Origin of the sequence: Alteromonas sp. ASW11-130, assembly GCF_026183735.1 — a bacterium.
In the GTDB taxonomy this organism is placed as follows: Bacteria; Pseudomonadota; Gammaproteobacteria; order Enterobacterales; family Alteromonadaceae; genus Alteromonas.
The window spans coordinates 1-19578 of record NZ_JAPFRE010000025.1 but is presented as its reverse complement, the minus strand read 5'-3'; the positions used below and the strand labels follow the sequence as shown (position 1 = coordinate 19578).

General features: G+C 43.6%; 15 protein-coding genes and 1 pseudogene. 4 read left to right on the top strand and 12 right to left on the bottom strand.

Annotated elements, in window-relative coordinates:
* Positions 1 to 295: 295 nt before the first annotated feature.
* The gene (gene rluA / locus OPS28_RS08510; RefSeq protein ID WP_265609031.1) at positions 296 to 1000 is read right to left on the bottom strand and encodes a bifunctional tRNA pseudouridine(32) synthase/23S rRNA pseudouridine(746) synthase RluA; all 705 of its coding nucleotides are present in this window, start codon (positions 998 to 1000) and stop codon (positions 296 to 298) included.
* The gene (gene rapA / locus OPS28_RS08505) at positions 1000 to 3822 is read right to left on the bottom strand and encodes an RNA polymerase-associated protein RapA (RefSeq protein ID WP_265609030.1); all 2823 of its coding nucleotides are present in this window, start codon (positions 3820 to 3822) and stop codon (positions 1000 to 1002) included. Before rapA ends, rluA begins: the two co-directional genes overlap by 1 nt.
* A 642-nt stretch (positions 3823 to 4464) precedes the next feature.
* On the opposite strand from rapA, the pseudogene OPS28_RS08500 reads away from it, so the two are divergent.
* Together OPS28_RS08500 and OPS28_RS08495 are read left to right on the top strand one after the other, a co-directional pair.
* Positions 4465 to 5328, top strand: a pseudogene (locus OPS28_RS08500) (PIN domain-containing protein); the annotation flags it as partial.
* A 249-nt stretch (positions 5329 to 5577) separates the two neighbouring features.
* On the top strand, positions 5578 to 6960 hold the full coding sequence (locus tag OPS28_RS08495; RefSeq protein ID WP_265609029.1) for a PhoH family protein: 1383 nt from the start codon (positions 5578 to 5580) through the stop codon (positions 6958 to 6960).
* Between the two features lie 1085 nt (positions 6961 to 8045).
* On the opposite strand, the gene OPS28_RS08490 is transcribed toward OPS28_RS08495, so the two are convergent.
* The 10 genes from OPS28_RS08490 to OPS28_RS08445 form a co-directional block, all read right to left on the bottom strand.
* Positions 8046 to 8348: a hypothetical protein gene (locus OPS28_RS08490; RefSeq protein WP_265609028.1), complete on the bottom strand. Its 303-nt coding sequence runs from the start codon at positions 8346 to 8348 to the stop codon at positions 8046 to 8048.
* Between the two features lie 215 nt (positions 8349 to 8563).
* Positions 8564 to 9775: a permease gene (locus tag OPS28_RS08485; RefSeq protein WP_265609027.1), complete on the bottom strand. Its 1212-nt coding sequence runs from the start codon at positions 9773 to 9775 to the stop codon at positions 8564 to 8566.
* A gap of 263 nt (positions 9776 to 10038) precedes the next feature.
* Positions 10039 to 10671, bottom strand: coding sequence for a cation diffusion facilitator family transporter (locus tag OPS28_RS08480; protein WP_265609026.1), 633 nt, complete (start codon positions 10669 to 10671; stop codon positions 10039 to 10041).
* A 108-nt stretch (positions 10672 to 10779) separates the two neighbouring features.
* Complete coding sequence (locus OPS28_RS08475) at positions 10780 to 13890, bottom strand: efflux RND transporter permease subunit (RefSeq protein WP_265609025.1); 3111 nt, start codon at positions 13888 to 13890, stop codon at positions 10780 to 10782.
* Between the two features lie 60 nt (positions 13891 to 13950).
* Positions 13951 to 14880, bottom strand: coding sequence for an efflux RND transporter periplasmic adaptor subunit (locus OPS28_RS08470; protein ID WP_265609024.1), 930 nt, complete (start codon positions 14878 to 14880; stop codon positions 13951 to 13953).
* Positions 14873 to 16270, bottom strand: a complete 1398-nt coding sequence (locus OPS28_RS08465) for a TolC family protein (protein WP_265609023.1) — start codon at positions 16268 to 16270, stop codon at positions 14873 to 14875. The genes OPS28_RS08470 and OPS28_RS08465 overlap by 8 nt, the downstream gene beginning before the upstream one ends.
* A gap of 72 nt (positions 16271 to 16342) precedes the next feature.
* Complete coding sequence (locus OPS28_RS08460) at positions 16343 to 16720, bottom strand: hypothetical protein (RefSeq protein ID WP_014951214.1); 378 nt, start codon at positions 16718 to 16720, stop codon at positions 16343 to 16345.
* Positions 16721 to 16739: 19 nt separating this feature from the next.
* A complete protein-coding gene (locus OPS28_RS08455; RefSeq protein WP_265609022.1) occupies positions 16740 to 17636 on the bottom strand; it encodes a cation diffusion facilitator family transporter in 897 nt (298 codons plus the stop codon).
* Positions 17623 to 17988: a DUF3703 domain-containing protein gene (locus OPS28_RS08450; RefSeq protein WP_265609021.1), complete on the bottom strand. Its 366-nt coding sequence runs from the start codon at positions 17986 to 17988 to the stop codon at positions 17623 to 17625. Before OPS28_RS08450 ends, OPS28_RS08455 begins: the two co-directional genes overlap by 14 nt.
* Positions 17985 to 18611, bottom strand: coding sequence for a cation transporter (locus OPS28_RS08445; RefSeq protein ID WP_265609020.1), 627 nt, complete (start codon positions 18609 to 18611; stop codon positions 17985 to 17987). The genes OPS28_RS08450 and OPS28_RS08445 overlap by 4 nt, the downstream gene beginning before the upstream one ends.
* A 79-nt stretch (positions 18612 to 18690) precedes the next feature.
* Here OPS28_RS08445 and cadR point away from each other — a divergent pair, with 79 nt between their 5' ends.
* Entirely contained in the window at positions 18691 to 19113 is a 423-nt protein-coding gene (gene cadR, locus OPS28_RS08440; RefSeq protein ID WP_014951210.1) for a Cd(II)/Pb(II)-responsive transcriptional regulator, read from the top strand.
* Between the two features lie 127 nt (positions 19114 to 19240).
* A partial coding sequence (locus OPS28_RS08435) for a transposase (protein WP_265609019.1) occupies positions 19241 to 19578 on the top strand: 338 nt, incomplete at its 3' end.

The window sequence follows — 19578 nt, the reverse complement described above, 5'->3', positions numbered from 1 at the left end:
GCTCTTAGCTCCTGTACGTGTATTCGTTTAACATAGGGATAGCTCCTATTTCGCTTAATCAGGCGCGAGTGAACTTTCCCACTAATGACCACACAAAAAAGTGATAAGTACGATGCCACTTAAGCGCACGACATGACGGCGTAGGATAAGCAGCGCACGACGTGTTTGGACCAGCTTCCCCAAATCGTTTCCCAATTGGCCTATCAAAAACTGAAAAATGAATACCGTGAATTAGCACTTAGCACTTAGCACTTAGCAAGCGATATTGCTTAGGCTACTAGTATAGTCCATGAAATTAGGCTTGCTCATTTAACGCAAGAGGGGGAGGCGTAAAATGGCTGAAGGGGAGTGGGCTTTCGAAGGAGTGAAGCTGGTTAGTGACAGGGTGTCGCAGCTGCAGCACATTGGCGTGTAATTGTAATCGAGTAGCTGCCTGACGACTTTGTTCAGAACCATATAATCGATCACCTAAAATAGGGTGACCTAACGACAACATATGTACCCGTAGCTGATGAGAGCGCCCAGTAATAGGGTAAAGCGCGACAAGAGTTCTGTTCTCGCATCGCTGAATAACTTCGTATCGGGTCACCGCTGGCTTACCCGAATCGAAATCGACCTTCTGTTTCGGCCTATTTGGCCAGTCGCAAATGAGGGGTAAATCAATCTCACCCTTGTCGTCGGGAATGCTACCCCAGACATGGGCGAAATAGCGCTTTCGGGTTTGTCTGGTTTCAAATTGGCGGGATAAGTGCCGGTGGGCTGGTTTATTTAAAGCTAAGACTATTACCCCAGATGTCGCCATATCAAGACGATGCACCACTGTAGCGGTGGGGAAAACGCAATTGATACGTGAGATAAGAGAATCGTAATGTTCAGGGGCTTTCCCGGGAACACTTAGGAGTCCGCTTGGTTTATTCGCCACCACAATATCGTTATCTTGGTAAAGAAACTCAAGATAAGGAGATTGTGGGGGGCGATAGATAAATGCTGGATTGGCCATTAAGGGTTATTTACCACCACGCGTAGTGCATCCAACCGGACATCTGCCGAAGTGAGCGCTTTTTCCAGCGCCGTCATTTGTTGATTAACAAATTCAATTTCTTCATCACGAACCGCCGGGTTCCGTTTTTGTAGGGATTGTAACCGCTCGGCTTGGTCTGACAAACTTTCGCGCATCGTTGTCAGTGCACCTTGCAGTACTTTATTTGCCTGTGTATGGGCTAAAGCTGTTACTCGACTTATCTGGGTTTCAAGCTGTGCTTTTAACGCGCCCACAAGTTGCTGCGCAACCTTTTTACCGGCTGGGCGCACATCGGCAAAACTTATTTCCGCAGGCTGGCCTTTCGCATCCAAACAAATACGCAGAGGAGTGGGCGGCAGATAGCGACCTGCTTGCAGAGCTTTTGGTGCACTGCATTCGAGTACAAATAAGGATTCTAACCAATAAATGCCGGCAGGCTTAGTGGAATCAGCAATGAAACCTACGCTGCTTTTGCCCAGCAATTCAGTAAGCACTAATTCAATAGCACTATGTACCAGAGGGTGATCCCAGGTCAAAAAGTGCACATGCTCCAAAGTGGTAGCGACTCGCCGACGATAGGTAACGGTCATCCCTTCGTGATCAAAGCCTGGAAGATGATTAACCATTGATTCTGTTGGCGTAAGAATAAAACAATCGTGGCCTTTTTCTTCCTGATGGATACCAATAGCGTCAAATACACGGCTCATAAAATTTGCCAGCGTAAGTGAGGTATCCAATGCGACCATATCTTCCAGTAAAGGATCGACTTTACCCGTTCCCGATGCGTTTAATTCGAGCAACCGATCACGGCCTTCGTCCAGTTGTTTTTTTAATGACGCATTCAGTTGCTGCGAGTCAGCTATCAGTCGTTCGCTAAGCTGAATATCGGTGGGAGAGTGACATGCCGCAAGAAGCTGTTCAGCCACTTCTTCGAACACACCCGAACCGGTAGGACAGGTATGGCAGAAGGCATCAAGCCCTTGATTATACCAATCTAGAAGTACTTGTTGTGCTGAACCTATAAGGTAAGGAACGTGGATTTGTACATCGCGGGTTTGGCCAATTCTATCCAAACGACCTATGCGCTGCTCAAGTAAGTCAGGGGTTAATGGCAAATCGAATAAAACCAAATGATGAGCAAATTGGAAATTGCGGCCTTCGCTGCCAATTTCACTACACAATAATACCTGCGCGCCCGCTTCTGGATCGGCAAAGTAGTGAGCGGCTTTGTCGCGGTCTACGATACTCATCCCTTCATGAAAAACACTATGCCGAATACCTGATTTGGTGCGTAAAACTTCAGCCAACTGCTGGGCGGTAGTAGCACTTGCACAAATGAGTAGCACCTTCGCTGGTTTAATAGAAGTTAAAAACGCCATCAACCATTCAACACGCGGGTCGAAGTCTACCCACGCTTCCGCGACCGAAGCGTGACGTTCAGGGAACAATTTATCGGTGAGCTCTGCGCTATTAATAATATCCGCATATTCGATAGGCAAATTTAAAGGCTGTGAATCAAGCTTTCTTGAAGGAAACCCTTCAATATTGGCGCGACGGTTTCTGAATAAAATCCTCCCAGTACCGTGTAAATCAATCATTTTGTGCGCCAGTTCAAGCCGCTCTTGTTCAGTTTTAAGGCTTTCAGCTTCCATGGCTATATCTGGGGCAAGAGATTGTAACGCCTCGATATGTTGTTCAGTAAGGGGGGCATCTTCGAGTAACGGTGTAACAGCTTCTGCAACTTTTGCATAAGTCGCTTCTTCTGCAAGAAATGCCTCATAACTAACGAAACGCGCCGGGTCAAGCAAGCGCAACCGAGCAAAGTGACTCTGATGCCCTAATTGGTCAGGTGTGGCGGTCAACAATAGTACCGAAGGGATGGCGTTGGCTAATGCTTCTACCCGCGAATATTCAGTGGAAGGTGCTGCTTCAGACCAGCCTAAATGGTGCGCCTCATCTACTACCAACATATCCCAGTTTGAATCCAGTGCCTGTTGATGATGTCGTGGGTGTTGAACCAGAAAGTCCAAACTACAAAGAACTAACTGCTCATCGTCAAATGGGTTCGTGCCATCTTCAGAAGAGGCGGCACAGCGACTTTGATCAAACACCGAAAAATGCAAATTTACACGACGAAGCATTTCAACTAGCCACTGATGAACCAGCGAGTCAGGCACAATAATCAATACACGTTGTGAGCGGCCAGTTTGCAACTGTTGATGTATGATTAATGCTGCCTCTATGGTCTTACCCAACCCGACTTCATCAGATAGTAAAACGCGCGGCGCATAGCGCTTGCCTACTTCGGCAGCAATGTGCAGTTGGTGGGGGATAAGTTCTATGCGTGCGCCTGCTAATCCGATAGTAGACGACTGTTGATAAGCGTAGTCGTGCTCAAGTGCTTGAAGACGCAGATCAAACCATTTGGGTAAGTCGAGTTGATTGTTAAATAGCCGCTGTTCGGGTTCATTTAACTGCACTAAAGGGCTGAGCAACGCCTCTGAAATGGTGACCGATTCTTTCGTATCTTCGCGAATAGCTTCATATACGAGCACGCCTTGCTTTTCATTTACTTCGGTGACAGTTGCCAGCCATTCGTCAGTATGAGTGATACGATCACCCACTGCGTAAATAAGACGCGTTAGTGGGGCTTCATTTTTTGCATAGCGACGGGTTTCGCCTGTTGCCGGAAAAAAAATTTCCACGGTTCGAAAATCAACACTAATTATTGCGCCTAGGCCAAGTTCAGTCTCAGTGTTGCTTAGCCAGCGTTGGCCCACGTGGAACCCGTCGTTTTTCATGGTGATGTGTCTGCTTGTTCTGAAATGGGCCAGTATTGTACAGACTGACCGCCTACTTATAAAGCCAGCAGCCGTGAGAAGTCCATAGCTTTTTGCGTCTTTTGGCGGGAAGCGATTGATCGCTATACTTTTTAATCTAGATCCACAGCTGTAGATTTCTATTCAGCGGTCTGTAGCCAGAGCTTTGTTGCTGCTCCTGCCGCCGACGTGAAGTCCAATTTATTTTGATTGGGTGCGCTGTTATACATATGAACGCGGGTTTCTATCGCTCTCATTACAACAATAATGCGCCCTACCGTGACATATATAAAGTCCTCATTAAAATGGCACTATGTATGAGACAACAAGCCGTTCACCGCCCGCCGAAGAAAAAAGAACGCATTTTCTTAAATAGGTTGCACATTTATGGGGAACATTGGGTAAGAAGCAGGTATCTGATAATTAAGGTGTTTTCAGAGGGGGAAGCATTTTTTTATGTAAAGTTAAAAAAAGTAAGTGATTCTGCTTTCAATCTGAACTAAGGTGAAAGTGTAAGTCGAAGAGTCAGTGTGGTAGTCCTGTTCGACCGCTCTCACTGTCACTTTGATGAGTGCTCGTCCACAAGTTGTTAAGCGGGCCTGGTGTACATTACCGGAGCGACGGATGCCAAAAAACAATCCTATTGAAACCAAAATCTACGTCTTAGATACCAATATACTGCTACACGAACCTCACGCTTTCCTATCTTTCAAAGAACATGATGTTGTCGTCCCCATGACAGTGTTAGAAGAGCTGGATTACATTAAAGATAGTAAAAAAGATGTTGCCCGCGATGCACGCGTGTCTATTCGTTCCATGGAGGACTTACTGCATAATGCCACCCCTGAAGATATGATAAATGGGGTGTCTTTGGAAGGGCTGGCCGCGGGTGAAAATAAACCGACGGGTTCTTTGTCTATTTTCACCGACATGAACATGGCAGAATCTCAACAGGTTTTTACCAGCAACGAAAATGACAACCGTATTATTAATGTTGCTTTGCATCTTCAAAAAACGTTTTCTCGAAGACAGGTGGTATTGGTAACCAAAGACTTGAATATGCGCCTGAAAGCGAAAGGTGCAGGTCTTGCGCATGTGGAAGATTACCGCACTGACCAATTAGTTAGCGATATCAAGTATCTATCTAAAGGCTACCATATCTTCGACGGCAATTTTTGGGAAAAGGTTAAATCGGTAGATAGCCGCGCCGAGGGCCGTGACACTATCCATACCGTTTCTCGTGAGTTACTTCCCAATGCGTTTATCAATGAGTTTCTTTTAGATGAAAGTAAACACTTTGCTGGGCTTGTAGAGGCAATAAACCCTGAAACACTTGAAGTACTCGATCTCGGCTATGAGCGACTAATGGGGAGGCATGCATGGGGCATTACTCCTAAAAACATTGGTCAAGCCATGGCGCTCCACGCGCTGCTTGACCCTCACGTCGATTTAGTTATCCTCACTGGTCCTGCTGGTAGCGGGAAAACAGGTATTACCGCAAGCTTTTTTTCAATATTTGTGCAGACCCACCTGAGAGCCTTGTATTTATTGGGAATGCTATGGTCGTACTTCACCTTCAACCTAATCATTTTCTCTTTGACAGCTACGAGATGACAACAGAGAGCATCCACTAAAAACAGATTATGGATTTCACCTGCATGAGGCACAAAGAATAATTAAAAGCCGAGGTAAATCTTAAATGACTACTCTAAAAGTAATTCTCAAAGAGGAATTAAAATGAAAAATCCAAACGAGAATAAGAATCCAAGAATACTAGACACATCAGCATTGGTTCATGATCCCAAGAGTCTGCTTTCCTACAAAGATGATGTTTACATTTGTCTGACAGTGCTAGAAGAGTTAGATAATTTGAAAGAACGTAGGGAGAAGAGCGTTAGTGCTGACGCTAGAGTCGTTATCAGAATGCTTGAAGACATCGTTAACGGACATAGCGCAGAGCAGATGGAGAAGGGTATTCCACTGCCCTCGAACGAATCTGTCAAACGAGGAAAACTTTTTATTGGTATTGACACCAATTTAGATGTTCAAAGCGAATTAAAGCAAGGAATTGGTAGCGACGCCGATAATCGTATTATCAACTACGCGCTGCACATGCAGAAGGTGTTAGGTCAGGAGGTCACATTAGTATCACGTGACATCAATATGCGACTTAAAGCCAGAACCATTGGTGTAGATGCCGAAGATGTACTCGTAGATCATCAAATATCTGATATCGATTTGCTGTACACCGGAGTACAAGCTATCGAAGGCGATTTGTTCGATCGTGTTAAGTCAGATGATGGGTTTAAGCTTTCCGGCGAGGTTTATCAACTTGATAGAAGCCTCTTCATTGAAGAGGTCCAATACAACATGTATTGGTATGATGACGCAGGGCATATTGGTTTTGTTACAGAAGTAACAGACGAACATGTCTTCACAAAGTTGCTACCCAGAAAACACAACAAGATCTGGGGAATAAGTCCCAAGAATTCGAGACAAGCGATTGCTTTAAGTCAATTAACTGACCCTCATTTTGATTTAAATATCATCCTTGGTCCTGCTGGTTCCGGAAAGACATTTTTGGCGGTAGCGGCTGCGTTGCACCAAGTTCTGGAGTTAAAGCAGTATAAAAAAATCGTTGTTGTGAGGTCTCGTGACTTTATGGATGAAGACCCCGGCTTCCTTCCGGGAGATCTAAAAGAGAAGTCCATGCCGTTATTAGCAGGTATTACAGATGCGCTGATTTCGATGCATGCCGATGATGATAATGATGCAAATATCCATGCCACTGTGGAGCATATTATCGAGAGAGCGAACATCGAATTCACTTCAATGGCTTATTTCCGAGGCCGTTCTATCGACGATGCCGTTTTAATAATTGACGAAGCTCAGAATATGACTCGTGCACAGATGAAAGGGATGCTTAGCCGAGGAGGGAAAAACTGCCGAACCATCCTTCTAGGCAACTTAGCGCAGATTGACGACAAATTTGTAACACCCGCATCTAGCGGAGCTACAGCGGCAGTCAACGTATATCGTAAATATGATAAAGGTAGTGTTCTGATATTTGATGAGGTAGAGCGAAGCTCGCTGGCTCAGTTTACAGAGCAGAATTTGTAAACAAGAAGTAGGTACGGGTACTCAAGGTGTCATTATTGAGCGTTGAGTACTCATATTATTTATTAGCCAGACAATTAAATCTTTGTTCAATCGAAAAAAGTAATCAATTAAACAAAAAAGAACTCGGCCTTAGATTTAGCAGAAGCTTTATCAATACATCAACAAATCGAATCATCAATCTCTCAATTAGATTGTCTTGTTCTATTAGAATAGATCGAATGTGAAACAAGAGTGAAATCAACTGTTCGAATGTATTGCCCCAAATGTCTATGAATGCGGGGTAGAGAATGATGAATGGTATTACGAGATATTTAAATAAATTTAGAACCAAATAAGGAGTATTTACATATGCAAACATCAGAGAGTCTTTTTGTTTTTCTTTTTTGGAAGAAAAGCGAATACCATCGCCGTAAAGTGAAATGAAATAGGTCAGAGTAGTAAAAAAATAACAATTCCAATGAAGCCTTTTACAAAGTCTAAATCGAGACCGCCAAACGAGAAAGGTGTGGAAAGTGGTTTCTAATTTGCCCTCATTGGCTCCGGCAACAAAAGTGCAAACCCAAGAAAAATTAAATTCTTATGGCAATTATTCGTTAGTGTGCTTTTATCGAAGGACACCATATACTTATAAATTTTCTAAGGTAGCAGTAGCATTCCCATAATTATGCTAAATATAAGGATGAAATAACCCCATAAGAAGCCTATCGCCGAGCCTAAAACACTCCGAAATGAAATATCATCAATGATAGAAATAAATATCGCGGAAATGAGAACCAAAATGCTAATGTGTAGTGGCTCATATCTGACCTGACCCTGTCAGACGCGGGTTGAGACCTCATATGACATACAGCTTCAGACTGCGAATAATCTGACACCGGATTTCTCCCATTGGTCCTTAGTGACTAATTGCTGTTGCTTTCAATAAACAGCAGTTTCATCCAAAGTGAACGCACAATAATACTATCTCTAATCATGTTATGACTGCTGAAATTAATCCCAGCTAACAAGTTGCGGTGATTTGCGAGTTGTGAGCTCCGCCTTAGTTAAAATTGTATGTGCTATCACCGTGTACCACTTGATAATGGTCACCGACCACTATCATTGATTGATGAAGTCCCGAGAACGATGTGATGTTTTTGTGCAAACCTAGCCAGCCTCTTGTCGTAAAAAACCTTATCCTGTTTGTAACGGCAGAAAAAACGGAGGGTCTCTGAGTCCTCATTATAGTATGCGCGGATATCATTATCGCCAGCGTCAATATTAAAACCTCCATCATCAAGCATATATGCTTGATGACCGTCAGCATAATGTTCTCTCGTATAGCCTGATAGCAATTCCACAACGTGGTTTTGCTGAACTGCATGAAAAACAGTCTGACAAAAAGGCATCTGCATTCAACCTAATCAATGGTGTGATACAAATAGTAACTCATATTAAAGAAGTTGGTATCGCAACATGACATATTTTTCGTTATATGATGATAGAGTAAAAAATCTTTTAAATTATGAACATCGCTTGCCATAAATGCTCAAAATATTGAATTTTAATTATTAAACATTTTTCAAAATGAATGTTACTAAATTCAAAGAGTTGCGCTTGTAAACTATAAAAATGGAAGCACAGCAACACCAATTGCAAGCCATCCATACGCGACAATCGAAAGCGACAGCAGTATCCAGTCGCCAAGGCTTCGATTAGCTGACATCGATTTTTCTTTTTTGTAGTAATGCCAAACTATGAATGCAGCGGTTAGCGCGAGAAAGAGCAAATTCAAGAAAAACGTGTAGTCTATGTTAAAAAACTCACGATCTGTCATTGACTGAAATCCTGAAGCATCAGGCAAGTGTCCCAAGAGATCGAGTCCATAGTGCATGACAAGCGAGACGCCCACAAGCGCACATAGAAATACAATCAGTATATAAATGGCCATTTTCCAGCCATAGTACTGCGCCTGAATCCGCAACACTGGAAATACCACCAGATCACTAAAGATAAACGCCATTACTCCAGCGAAACTTACCCCCTGCCCGAATAACACGGCCGCTAGCGGAATGTTGCCCATGGAGCCGATAAAAGTAAAAAAGGCCGCAACGGGGCCAACGATGGTTTGTGCAAGAATTTGCAAAAAGGAGTTCGATTCTTGCCCGGCTCCGATGAAAAGTGATTGAAAAAATTCAGTGGGAACAAATACCGCGATGATACCGGCGACCGTAAACCCAATGGTTACATCTTTCCATACCATCTTCCATTCCATCGTGTAGCGGCTAGCAACTTGGTGCCATCCCGCTTTACTCACTATTTTATCTTTCCAGCTTTTTTCCTTGCTATTCGCTTGGTTATCGCCACCTTCTGCTTTTTTTGCATGCTCTCGCGATTTTTCCTCAAACTCTTTTTTACACGTCAGTTTGACCAAAAGCCAAACGGCTAGGATAAGTAGAATACCACCGACATATTCTCCTACAACAAACTGCCACCCAAGAAAAATAGAAATGATTATGCCTAATTCCACCACCAAATTGGTGGACGCCAACATGAAAGCAAGCGAAGGGATTAAGCCTGCACCTTTTACAAATAGAGCACGCGTTGTAGATAAAGCTGCGAAGGAACAGGAACTGGAAATAAAACCAAAGAAAGTGCCCAATGCGACACTTTTGGGTCCGGTTTTTCCCATGGATTTTTGCATTCTCTCTTTGGTGACAAAGACTTGGATCATTGAGCTTATTAAATAACCAAGCGCGAAGGCCCAAAAAGCCATCCAAAATAGGCCCAATGTAGTGTGGGCGGCCTCTTGCCATTGCGTTAAAAACTCACTCATATTTATCCTCCTTTCGCACGATGTAAATCTAACCCTGATTCAGTTAACAGCTTTACGGATTCCTATTGATTTTTATACCCTAAACATTGGCTAAATGGCTTCGTACACTCTGTGTAGTCTTCCGAAGACTAGGCGCTTCGTTTTATCTGCTCAGTTAACAGCATTACCTGATAAAAATCTAAGTAATTAAGAAACTATTATAGTTTTTACAAAATGAATAACGTCAGTTTTGAGAGAATGTATTGTAAACGTCTATACGCCTGTTACTTCTTATCAACGTTGATTTTTCTTGCTTTAGTGTAGGCCTCCCAACCTTCTTTTGCTGCATAAGGTACAATGAGCAACGCCGCCACAGGATCTGCCCACCACCAGCCAAACCAATTTACCAATAGCAAACCAGCAAGAACAACAATAGTTTGGTATAAACAGATAAAGGTATCTTTGGCATCGGCAAGCAACGCTGGACTGTCCAGCTTACGACCATATTTTCTTTTGAAATAAATAAGAATAGGGTTGATAAGCAAAGAAGTAACTAAAATGACTAACCCCATAGTGCTCCAGCTTGAAGTTTGCTGACTAAGAAGTTTTGTAGTTGAATCATAAGATATAAATATGCAGACCAAAGTAAATGATACTGCAATCACGTAGAGAGTAATTTTCTTCCGTCTATTTACCTGATCTTCATCAATTCCTTTAAGCTCGCCGTGTAGACGCCAGCCAAGGGTGGCAGCACTTATCACCTCTATTGTGCTGTCCAATGCCCATCCTATGAGCGCTGAACTATTGGCAGTTATCCCTGCTATTAAAGCGACCATTACTTCAATTGCATCATAGATGACATTTAATATTTGAAGCGTTCTCGCCTTTTTTAAATCACTTTTTCTTGTTGATTCCATACTTTTTCCTGCAACGTCAAAAAATGAACGACACGACAATATTCTAGTTTCGCCGTTCTGGATAATTCGAAATAAGGGCTTTCGTCATCAATCAGAAAGCCCTTAACATTAGATCGCAGTTTTGCTGTGAACGAGTCTATAGAGTACGGGTAATACAACCAGAGTTAACAAGGTCGAAGATATGATCCCACCAATGACCACGGTTGCCAGAGGTCGCTGCACCTCTGCGCCAGTACCTACGTTAAGCGCCATGGGCACAAAACCAAGGCTCGCCACTAGCGCGGTCATCAGTACTGGCCGCAAGCGAGTCATTGCTCCATCAATAATCGAGTTTACCAACTCGCCAGTCTCTTCCATCCTCTGCCTAATAAAAGACAGCATCACCAGTCCATTCAATACAGCAATACCAGAGAGCGCGATAAAACCAATCCCTGCGGATATTGAAAGAGGCATATCTCTGATCCAAAGTGCAAAGACGCCGCCAGTTAATGCCAAAGGGACGCCTGTAAAAATTATCATGGCGTCTTTGACTGAGCCGAATGCAATCACAAGTAATGCAAGGATCAGAAAAAGCGTTGCGGGCACAACCAAACTCAGTCGCTGACTTGCGCTTTCCAATTGCTCAAACGTACCGCCATAACTTATCCAGTAGCCACTTGGCAGTACCACATTGGCGGCGATCTGCTCTTTAGCATCATCTACAAAAGAGCCTAAATCACGATCTCTCACATTTGCTGTGACGACGATACGGCGCTTTGCGTTTTCTCGACTTATCTGACTGGGAATATTGGTATATTCAAGCTCAGCCACCTCGGCGATTGGCACATACTCACCATCATTGGTCATGATTTGGATATTTCTCAGCGCTTCTAAATCACTGCGAATCTCTTCAGGATAACGAACAACAATCTCAAAGCGTCTGTCGCCTTCAAATACCAAACCAGCTTCTTTGCCGCCAACTGATGCACTTAACCACGTTTGCAAGTCAGTTACGTCTAAGTTGTAACGCGCCAGCGCATAAGGCTTCGGGTTCACCGTGAAGATGGGGATCTCATCTACTTGTTCTACTCGTGCATCAGCAGCGCCCGGAATATCTTGTAATACGGATAAAACATCACCAGCTGAATCCCGCAGCTTATCCAGATCATCACCATATATCTTGATCCCTAAATCTGCCCTAACGCCACTAATTAATTCGTTAAAGCGCATCTGTATAGGTTGCGTAAACTCATAGTTATTGCCGGGTACATTTTGAAGATCCCTCTCCAATTGCTCGACAAATTCCGCTTTCGATAATGCAGGGTTTGGCCATTCATCAATTGGTTTTAGCATTACAAAAGTGTCAGTGACGTTGGGTGGCATAGCATCAGTAGCCACCTCAGCAGTACCCGTTTTAGCAAATACGGTGTTTACCTGTGGGTATTGCATAATGACCTGTTCAAGCCGTTTTTGCATATCGACAGCTTGTTCAATTCCTGTGCCGGGCACTCTCATTGCATGAAGGGCTATGTCACCCTCATCTAGTTGCGGCACAAATTCAGAACCTAGGCGCATCCCAAACCAAACACTGATAACTACGAGTAATGTTGCTGCACCTACTACCAACCATCGTAATTTTAATGCCCACTCCAATACAGGGCGGTAAACTGATTTAGCCCCAGTGATTATTGGACTCTCTTTTTCACTGACTTTGCCCGACATAAACATAGCAACGGCTGCGGGCACAATGGTGATTGAAAATACCATTGCCGCTAGCAATGCCAATATTACGGTAGCCGCCATTGGGTGAAACATCTTCCCTTCGACACCTGTTAAGCTAAAAATAGGAATATACACAATCGTGATTATCATCACGCCAAACAGACTTGGGCGTACCACCTCATTCGTTGCCTCAAATACGACTTCCAGCCGTTCTTTAAGAGGCAGTATTGCACCCGTTCGCCGCTGCGATTCACTTAATCGCCTAATACAGTTCTCGACGATAATAACCGCTCCATCGACAATCAGTCCAAAGTCTAACGCGCCTAAGCTCATTAGGTTCGCGCTAACGCCCGTTTGTACCATGCCTATTATTGTGGCAAGCATGGCAAGTGGGATGACAGCGGCGGTGATAATTGCTGCCCGTATATTGCCCAGCAATAAAAATAAGACAACAATAACGAGTAGTGCGCCTTCAACAAGGTTTTTTTGTACTGTATTGATGGCTTTATCCACGAGCGTAGTGCGATCGTATACACTTTGGATAATTACGCCCTCTGGCAGGCTTGCTTGGATTTCATCCACTTTATCAGCCACGTCTAGCGCAACAGCTCGGCTATTTTCGCCTATTAGCATCATAGCTGTGCCCAACACCGTCTCTTGACCTTCTCGTGTTGCAGCGCCCGTTCTAAGCTCCTTACCGATGGCGACCTCTGCAATGTCACTTACCGTGACGGGAGATCGGTTTGTAAGCGTTACCACCACGTTACTGATGTCCTCAACGCTCGAAAGTCTCGCTTGTGAACGTACTAGTATTTGCTGGCCGTTGCGTTCAATGTACCCAGCGCCCTGATTAGCGTTATTCCGATTTAATGCCCGCAATAAATCGTCAGTACTAACGCCGTAATTAAGCATAAGTTGAGGATTAGGCTTCACATGATACTGTTTGGTAAACCCCCCAATAGCATTAACCTCTGTTACCCCTTTAACCAAGGCCAGTTGAGGTTTCACCACCCAATCGTGTAACTCTCGAAGCGCCATTGCATCAAATTTTCTGCCATCGGCAGTTACTGTGCCGGGCTTCGCGCTAAGCGTGTACATGTAAATTTCACCCAAACCTGTGGCAATCGGCCCCATCTTAGGCTCAATACCATCGGGTAATTGGCTTTTGATAATGCCTAGCCGTTCGTTTATGAGGTTTCTGGCAAAATAGAGATCCGTGCCTTCTTCAAAAACGGCCGTCACTTGTGATAAGCCATAGCGCGATAGTGAACGTGTGTAGTCCAAGTTTGGTAATCCTGCCAAAGCGTTTTCTACCAAAAAGGTGATACGTTGTTCAGTTTCAAGCGGTGAATAACCTTCTGCTTGTGTGTTGATTTGTACCTGAACGTTGGTGATATCGGGTACGGCATCAATAGGCAGCTTTTGATAACTGAATAGGCCTAATCCAATCACCAAAAAGGAAAGCATCAGAAAAATACCGCGCTTTTCGATTGCGGTACGAATAATGGAAACTAGCATCTTAAACCTCCCTTAGAACTACACGCCATTTGACAGGGAAATATCAGTTGTAGTGAGGCATTAATGATCATGGCCTGCCTCCGATTTTTCCAAATCTGCTTTAATTATGTAGCTATTGGAAGCCACGACGCGTTCGCCTGCTTCAAGGCCATTGATAACCTCGATATAGTGACCATCTGAGACACCAAGCTCTACCGCTCTGGGCGCATACTCATCACCCTCAACTACAAAAACAACTTGTTTGGCTTCATACACTTGCACAGAAGATAGAGGAACCGAATGACTTACTGACTTAGTTGACGTCGTAACTTGTGCTTTGACCAGCGTACCGAGTGGCCAATATCCAGTACTATTATCGACAGCTACATTGGCAAGAGAGTGTGGATTGCCATCAGCTGAAGGCGTAATATATGCAATCTTGGAGGTTTGGTTGAAACCTGCGTGGCTTAGTTCAACTGACTGTCCAACCTTGATGCTGCTAAGCATTTGTGAAAAAACGGTCAGCTGTGCCCATACGTTTTTATAGTTAGCTAACGAAAAAAGTACTTGCCCGTTTGATAACTCACCATTATTCGCATGTCGCGCAATCACATTGCCATCAAAAGGTGACGTGATGGAATAACTTTTTAAACTCTCATTGGACTCAACAACCGCTAAAATATCACCTTTCTTAACGGAATCGCCAATGTTGACTTTTACATCTTTAATAACACCGTCAAACCGTGCTCTTATATGACTTAATGAGGCGGGGTCTGCACTAATTCGCCCATAAAGCGTACTCGTTAACGCAATATCGCGTGCGAGCACGGGAGTTGCAGAAATACCATTCTGAATTGCTGTTTCATTGCTCATTCTTACGACTTCACCTGCGTGATTGTCTTGATCGCTGGAACTTACATCACTGTGTTTACCTCCTGCGATTGCGGTTAGGCTATAAAGGCTAAGGGTGAAGATAGAAATAAGTACTTTTTGTATTGTGAATTTATTCATAATCATGACTTCTTATCGAAATGTTAGATGACTGCTGCCAATTGCTTTTGTGACTTGGGTGAATTGAGTCATCATTGTGCTCATTCGTCAGCGCGAGACCTGTGAGTGTTTCAATTTCTGTTTTGCTTAAGTGAACTTGAGACGCTGCCTCTATTAATGTCAGCCGGGTTGTCAGAAATTCTTGTCGAGTAGTTACCCATTCCAAGTAGCTGAAACGGCCCTCCAAAAAGGCGTTCTCGACTAAATCTAACGCGCCCTTTAACGGAGGAATCACCTTGCGCTGAAGTGTGTCGATCTCTAGCAATGCTCGTGTATGTTCGCCTAACGCTTGATTAACTGAATGTAATAGGCTTCGAACGTTGTTTTGTCTTTGCTGCTCTATTGCGTCAAGACGTGCCCTGTTTGCTTCATATTCACCAAGGTTTCGTTCTTTTTGAAACAATGGAACGCTTACTCCGGCAACCAGTGCTGTTTCATCAATACCTTGCATTCTGCGAAGCCCCGCTGACCACTCAATATCAGCGCGGTTATTCGCTTGCACTAAACGAAGCTGCGCCGCTTGCACACGGCTTTGTTTAGCGTATAGGTCAATGTGAGGGCTATTTCGGATTGCGACTGCCAGCGCATCAAACGACGCAACTTTGTTAAAAGCAAAAAGATCGCCTTCCACATGCTTAAAGCTCGGGGTCTGCTCCCCCCACATGATGGATAAACTGCGCAAGGCAAACGTTAGGTCCTGTTGAGCTAGATTAACATCGAGCTTTGCTTGGGCCAGCGCAGCTTGGGCACGTTTTTGTTCTAACAAGGGGGACGCGCCTGCTTCAACGCGTTTCGTTACGGCATTCAATGTATAAAGTGCAAGTGCCTCTGCATCTTTTATGACGTCTAAGTTCGCCTGCAATACGAGTACTTTGATGTAACGACGATTAAGCTCACCGAGGATATCTAAGGTGAGTATTCGCTTTTCAACATCTTGCTGTATTCTTCGTTCAGAGAGTACATTCAACCTTGCTGCTGGCTTATCATTGAGCTGTAACACTGATGATAATGTCAAGGTAACTTCAAGCTCTTTGAGACCTGATACCTCGCCAGTTCCCAAAAAGTTCTCTAATTCAACCCCTGCATTCAATGCGGGTTTAAGCGCCGCCGTTTTTGACTCTCCGTCTATAACACGTTGTTTAAATTTAAACTCATACAGACTTGGATTATTGGCAAGTGTTAGTCTAATAGCGTCCTCAAGAGTCAGCGTTTCTCGTATGGGCGCTTGGACACTTTTGTCTACAAATCTGTTGGTTTTCGCCGCATGAGCGGTCGTTGGACTGAGTAATAAGCCCAGTATGCAACTGCACACAATGGCAGATGCATGCCCGAAAATAGGAAACATTTTCATTGGAATATCCTAATAATTTATCAATATTTAGCATCGCGAGTGTTATCAGCGCGGTGCTATCGAAAAAACGTACTAGGAAGTAATTTTGGGGGGGCGAAGTAAGCGGTTAATAGGTGCGTCAATTACCGCATCTAAATAGTTGAAATTGTGGACTGAAACCACTGTTTTCAGACTGTTGATATGACTCTGACTGACCCATTGTGCATGTGTGCCATGGCAGTGGCCGCAATGGTGACAATCAGCAGGATTGTGGTGCTCTGTACTTACTTTATCACTGGTTTCATTGGCAGACAGCTCAGACTGCACTTGCTCGTGCTCAGAATGCTTATGCTCGTGTTGCAAGTGCTGAATGTCTATTGCATGAAAATCTAACGAATTCGCCACAGCAGAAAACGACTGAAAGAGTATCAGCGAGATCACGATGTAACTTATGCGTTTTAGATTTTTCATGTATGAAAGTTTACCAAGCCTAATTCACTTCGTCACGACATTGTTCATTAGCAAACTCCAGCTCAACTGTCGTATGTTCAAATTTATACTTTTCTAACGAACTGTGTACGTTTTCTTTGAGTGATTGGAGGTGCTCAAGACTGACATCTTCATCAAGAACAAGATGGACCGTCATTACGTTACGCTCACCGTCTAGAGACCAAATATGAAAATGGTGAAGATCACTTACCTTATCGTTTGCCAGTAAATCGCTTCGAATCTTTGAAAGCTGTTTATCGGGCGTTGCTTGCAAAAACAGCATTAGGGTTTCTTTGAGATTGCGGAACACATTGAAAAGGATGAACAAAGTAAAGCCAATGGATAAGATTGGATCTAAAATAGGCCAAGGCTTAAACATTAAGACGATGGACACGATAAATACTGCTACCCAACCAAGCACATCTTCCAGCAAATGCCAGTTGAGGACTCGCTCATTTAATGAGTCTCCCTCACTCAGTTTATAAGCCGCAAAGCCGTTTACTGCCATCCCAAAGATAGACAATAAAACCATCCCTTCAACTTGGGGCATTTCAGGCTCAGCCAAACGAGGTATCGCTTCAAGCAATATCCAAATGGAGCCTACCGTCAGCACAATACCGTTAATCAATGCACCGAGTAAGGAAAATCTTTTGTAGCCGTATGAGAATGTTTGATTAGAATCTTTATCGCTAAGCTTGTTTAATCCCCACGCTGTACCAATGGAAAGACTATCACCCAAATCGTGCACTGCGTCAGCCATAATAGCGGTGCTGTTGGTAAGCCATCCACCAATGAATTCAATAACAGTGAACACCACATTTAAGAAAAACGCCCATCCAATACGTTTAGACGCGTCGGTTGAATTCTCTTGCGAGTGTGAATGGTTATGACTGTGCATTTCTAATTTTTTCCAATATGGCTTTGTTTTCGGGTGAAATAGACATTGGCTTGAATGGACTCACGTTTGCCCCACCAGTATTGCCCTCAGGCAATAAGCCAATTGGAGTTTTAGTCAGCGCACCTAGCATTCTAAAAATTTGTCCAAATATCTCTTTAAGGTCGCGGCGTTCTATTCCAAATTTAAGCATTTCATAATGCACTCGTGTGTGGTGGTATGTTGAGTGCTGACCGATGACATGAGCATCCTCTAAGGCCTTAAATCCTGCTTTATTGTCATTGTTCGAAAGGGATTGATGCGCGGCGCTCAGTTTTTGAAGTATGTAAGGTTTTGCTGCTTGAGTGAAATTCATACGATCTCTCCATTCGTCGAGCTGTTTTCACGGAATTCCTTTCTGGCGTCTTTTAGAATTAAGACTGCGCCTCGTAACACAACGATAGACACAATAAGACCTATGACCAAATCAGGCCAACGAGTATCGAATAGATAAACCATCACACCCGCCAATATCACTCCTATGTTTGCAATGACGTCGTTTGCCGAGAATATCCAACTTGCTCGCATATGCACCTCGCCATTTTTTTGTTTTCTGATTATCGCCAAACATATAACGTTAGCGATAAGTGCAACACCGCCCATGCCCATCATAAGCATAGATTCAGGCCCACTTCCAAAGGTTGCGCGACGAGCTATGTCAAACAAAATTAATAGGCCTAATGCCAATTGAAAATATCCACTTACCTTTGCAGCATTGGCTTTGTGAACAATTGTTTTCCCTACTGCATATATACCAACACCGTAAACGACTGCGTCAGCCAACATATCAAGGGAGTCTGCAATAAGTGCTGTTGAGTCAGCGAGTAACCCTACACTCATTTCAATGATAAACATCACAGCATTGATGCCCAATAGCCAGTAGAGAACTGCCTTTTGTTCTTGGTCTTTTATCTCAATTTCGCACCCACAACCACTCATAAAAACACTCGCTTTACTCACCTATAACGCGAGTGTAAACTCTATACTTGGTATAGAGTCAAGCTTTAGGCAAGTTAAAATGAAAATTGGGCTTCTGGCAGCTAAGACAGGGTTAAGTATTCAGACAATTCGTTTTTATGAGCGTAAATCACTATTGGCTGCACCTGAGCGAACGGCATCGAATTATCGAAGCTACTCTGAAGATGCACTGAAGCAGTTATTGTTTATAAAGCAATGTCGCGCATTAGATATGACAATCGAGGAAATTAAATTAGTACTGGAAACCCGAGCAAACCCAGAGAATAGCTGCGAAAACGTTAATACTACAATAGATAAGCATGTTGACGATATCGAACATCGGATAGCTGAATTAAAAGTACTACAAGAAACACTGATTTCAATTCGTTCTGCTTGCGATCATGATAAGAAGGTTAAAGAGTGCGGGGTATTGCATCAATTAGATAGCATTGCAGAAGTGTGTTCTTCTAGTACGGAGAATTAGTCTCGAATTATCAGTTTTATGTTGGAGCTTTGTCATAGGTATTCGGCTAAAGCAGCCATTCAATTTTTATTGGTAGTGTTTAGAAATCTGTGTCATTTCATTAATATATCCAAAACGGAAATGACACATGATCAAAGACTTCAATATAGACGATGCCATTAAAGCACTTCAGTCAGGACAAAGCCTGACTGGCAATGATGGCGTTTTAACACCCCTGATTAAACAACTCACAGAAGCCGCTTTGAAAGCAGAACTGGAGCAGCACCTCGACTCTGAGGAACAGACCAATCGTAAGAACGGATTCAGCAAGAAAACAGTAAAGTCATCCGTTGGAGCGTTCGAACTCAATACACCTCGTGATCGCTCCGGTTCGTTTGAGCCGAAGTTAGTGAAGAAGAACCAAACAAAACTCACTGATGAGATTGACCGTAAGATCCTGTCGATGTTTGCCCTTGGCATGAGTTA

Bases quoted from the DNA above. Each gene is read 5' to 3' on its own strand.
- rluA (WP_265609031.1), bottom strand. From the start codon at position 1,000: ATGGCCAATCCAGCATTTATCTATCGCCCCCCACAATCTCCTTATCTT.
- rapA (WP_265609030.1), bottom strand. From the start codon at position 3,822: ATGAAAAACGACGGGTTCCACGTGGGCCAACGCTGGCTAAGCAACACT.
- OPS28_RS08495 (WP_265609029.1), top strand. From the start codon at position 5,578: ATGAAAAATCCAAACGAGAATAAGAATCCAAGAATACTAGACACATCA.
- OPS28_RS08490 (WP_265609028.1), bottom strand. From the start codon at position 8,348: ATGCCTTTTTGTCAGACTGTTTTTCATGCAGTTCAGCAAAACCACGTT.
- OPS28_RS08485 (WP_265609027.1), bottom strand. From the start codon at position 9,775: ATGAGTGAGTTTTTAACGCAATGGCAAGAGGCCGCCCACACTACATTG.
- OPS28_RS08480 (WP_265609026.1), bottom strand. From the start codon at position 10,671: ATGGAATCAACAAGAAAAAGTGATTTAAAAAAGGCGAGAACGCTTCAA.
- OPS28_RS08475 (WP_265609025.1), bottom strand. From the start codon at position 13,890: ATGCTAGTTTCCATTATTCGTACCGCAATCGAAAAGCGCGGTATTTTT.
- OPS28_RS08470 (WP_265609024.1), bottom strand. From the start codon at position 14,880: ATGAATAAATTCACAATACAAAAAGTACTTATTTCTATCTTCACCCTT.
- OPS28_RS08465 (WP_265609023.1), bottom strand. From the start codon at position 16,270: ATGAAAATGTTTCCTATTTTCGGGCATGCATCTGCCATTGTGTGCAGT.
- OPS28_RS08460 (WP_014951214.1), bottom strand. From the start codon at position 16,720: ATGAAAAATCTAAAACGCATAAGTTACATCGTGATCTCGCTGATACTC.
- OPS28_RS08455 (WP_265609022.1), bottom strand. From the start codon at position 17,636: ATGCACAGTCATAACCATTCACACTCGCAAGAGAATTCAACCGACGCG.
- OPS28_RS08450 (WP_265609021.1), bottom strand. From the start codon at position 17,988: ATGAATTTCACTCAAGCAGCAAAACCTTACATACTTCAAAAACTGAGC.
- OPS28_RS08445 (WP_265609020.1), bottom strand. From the start codon at position 18,611: ATGAGTGGTTGTGGGTGCGAAATTGAGATAAAAGACCAAGAACAAAAG.
- cadR (WP_014951210.1), top strand. From the start codon at position 18,691: ATGAAAATTGGGCTTCTGGCAGCTAAGACAGGGTTAAGTATTCAGACA.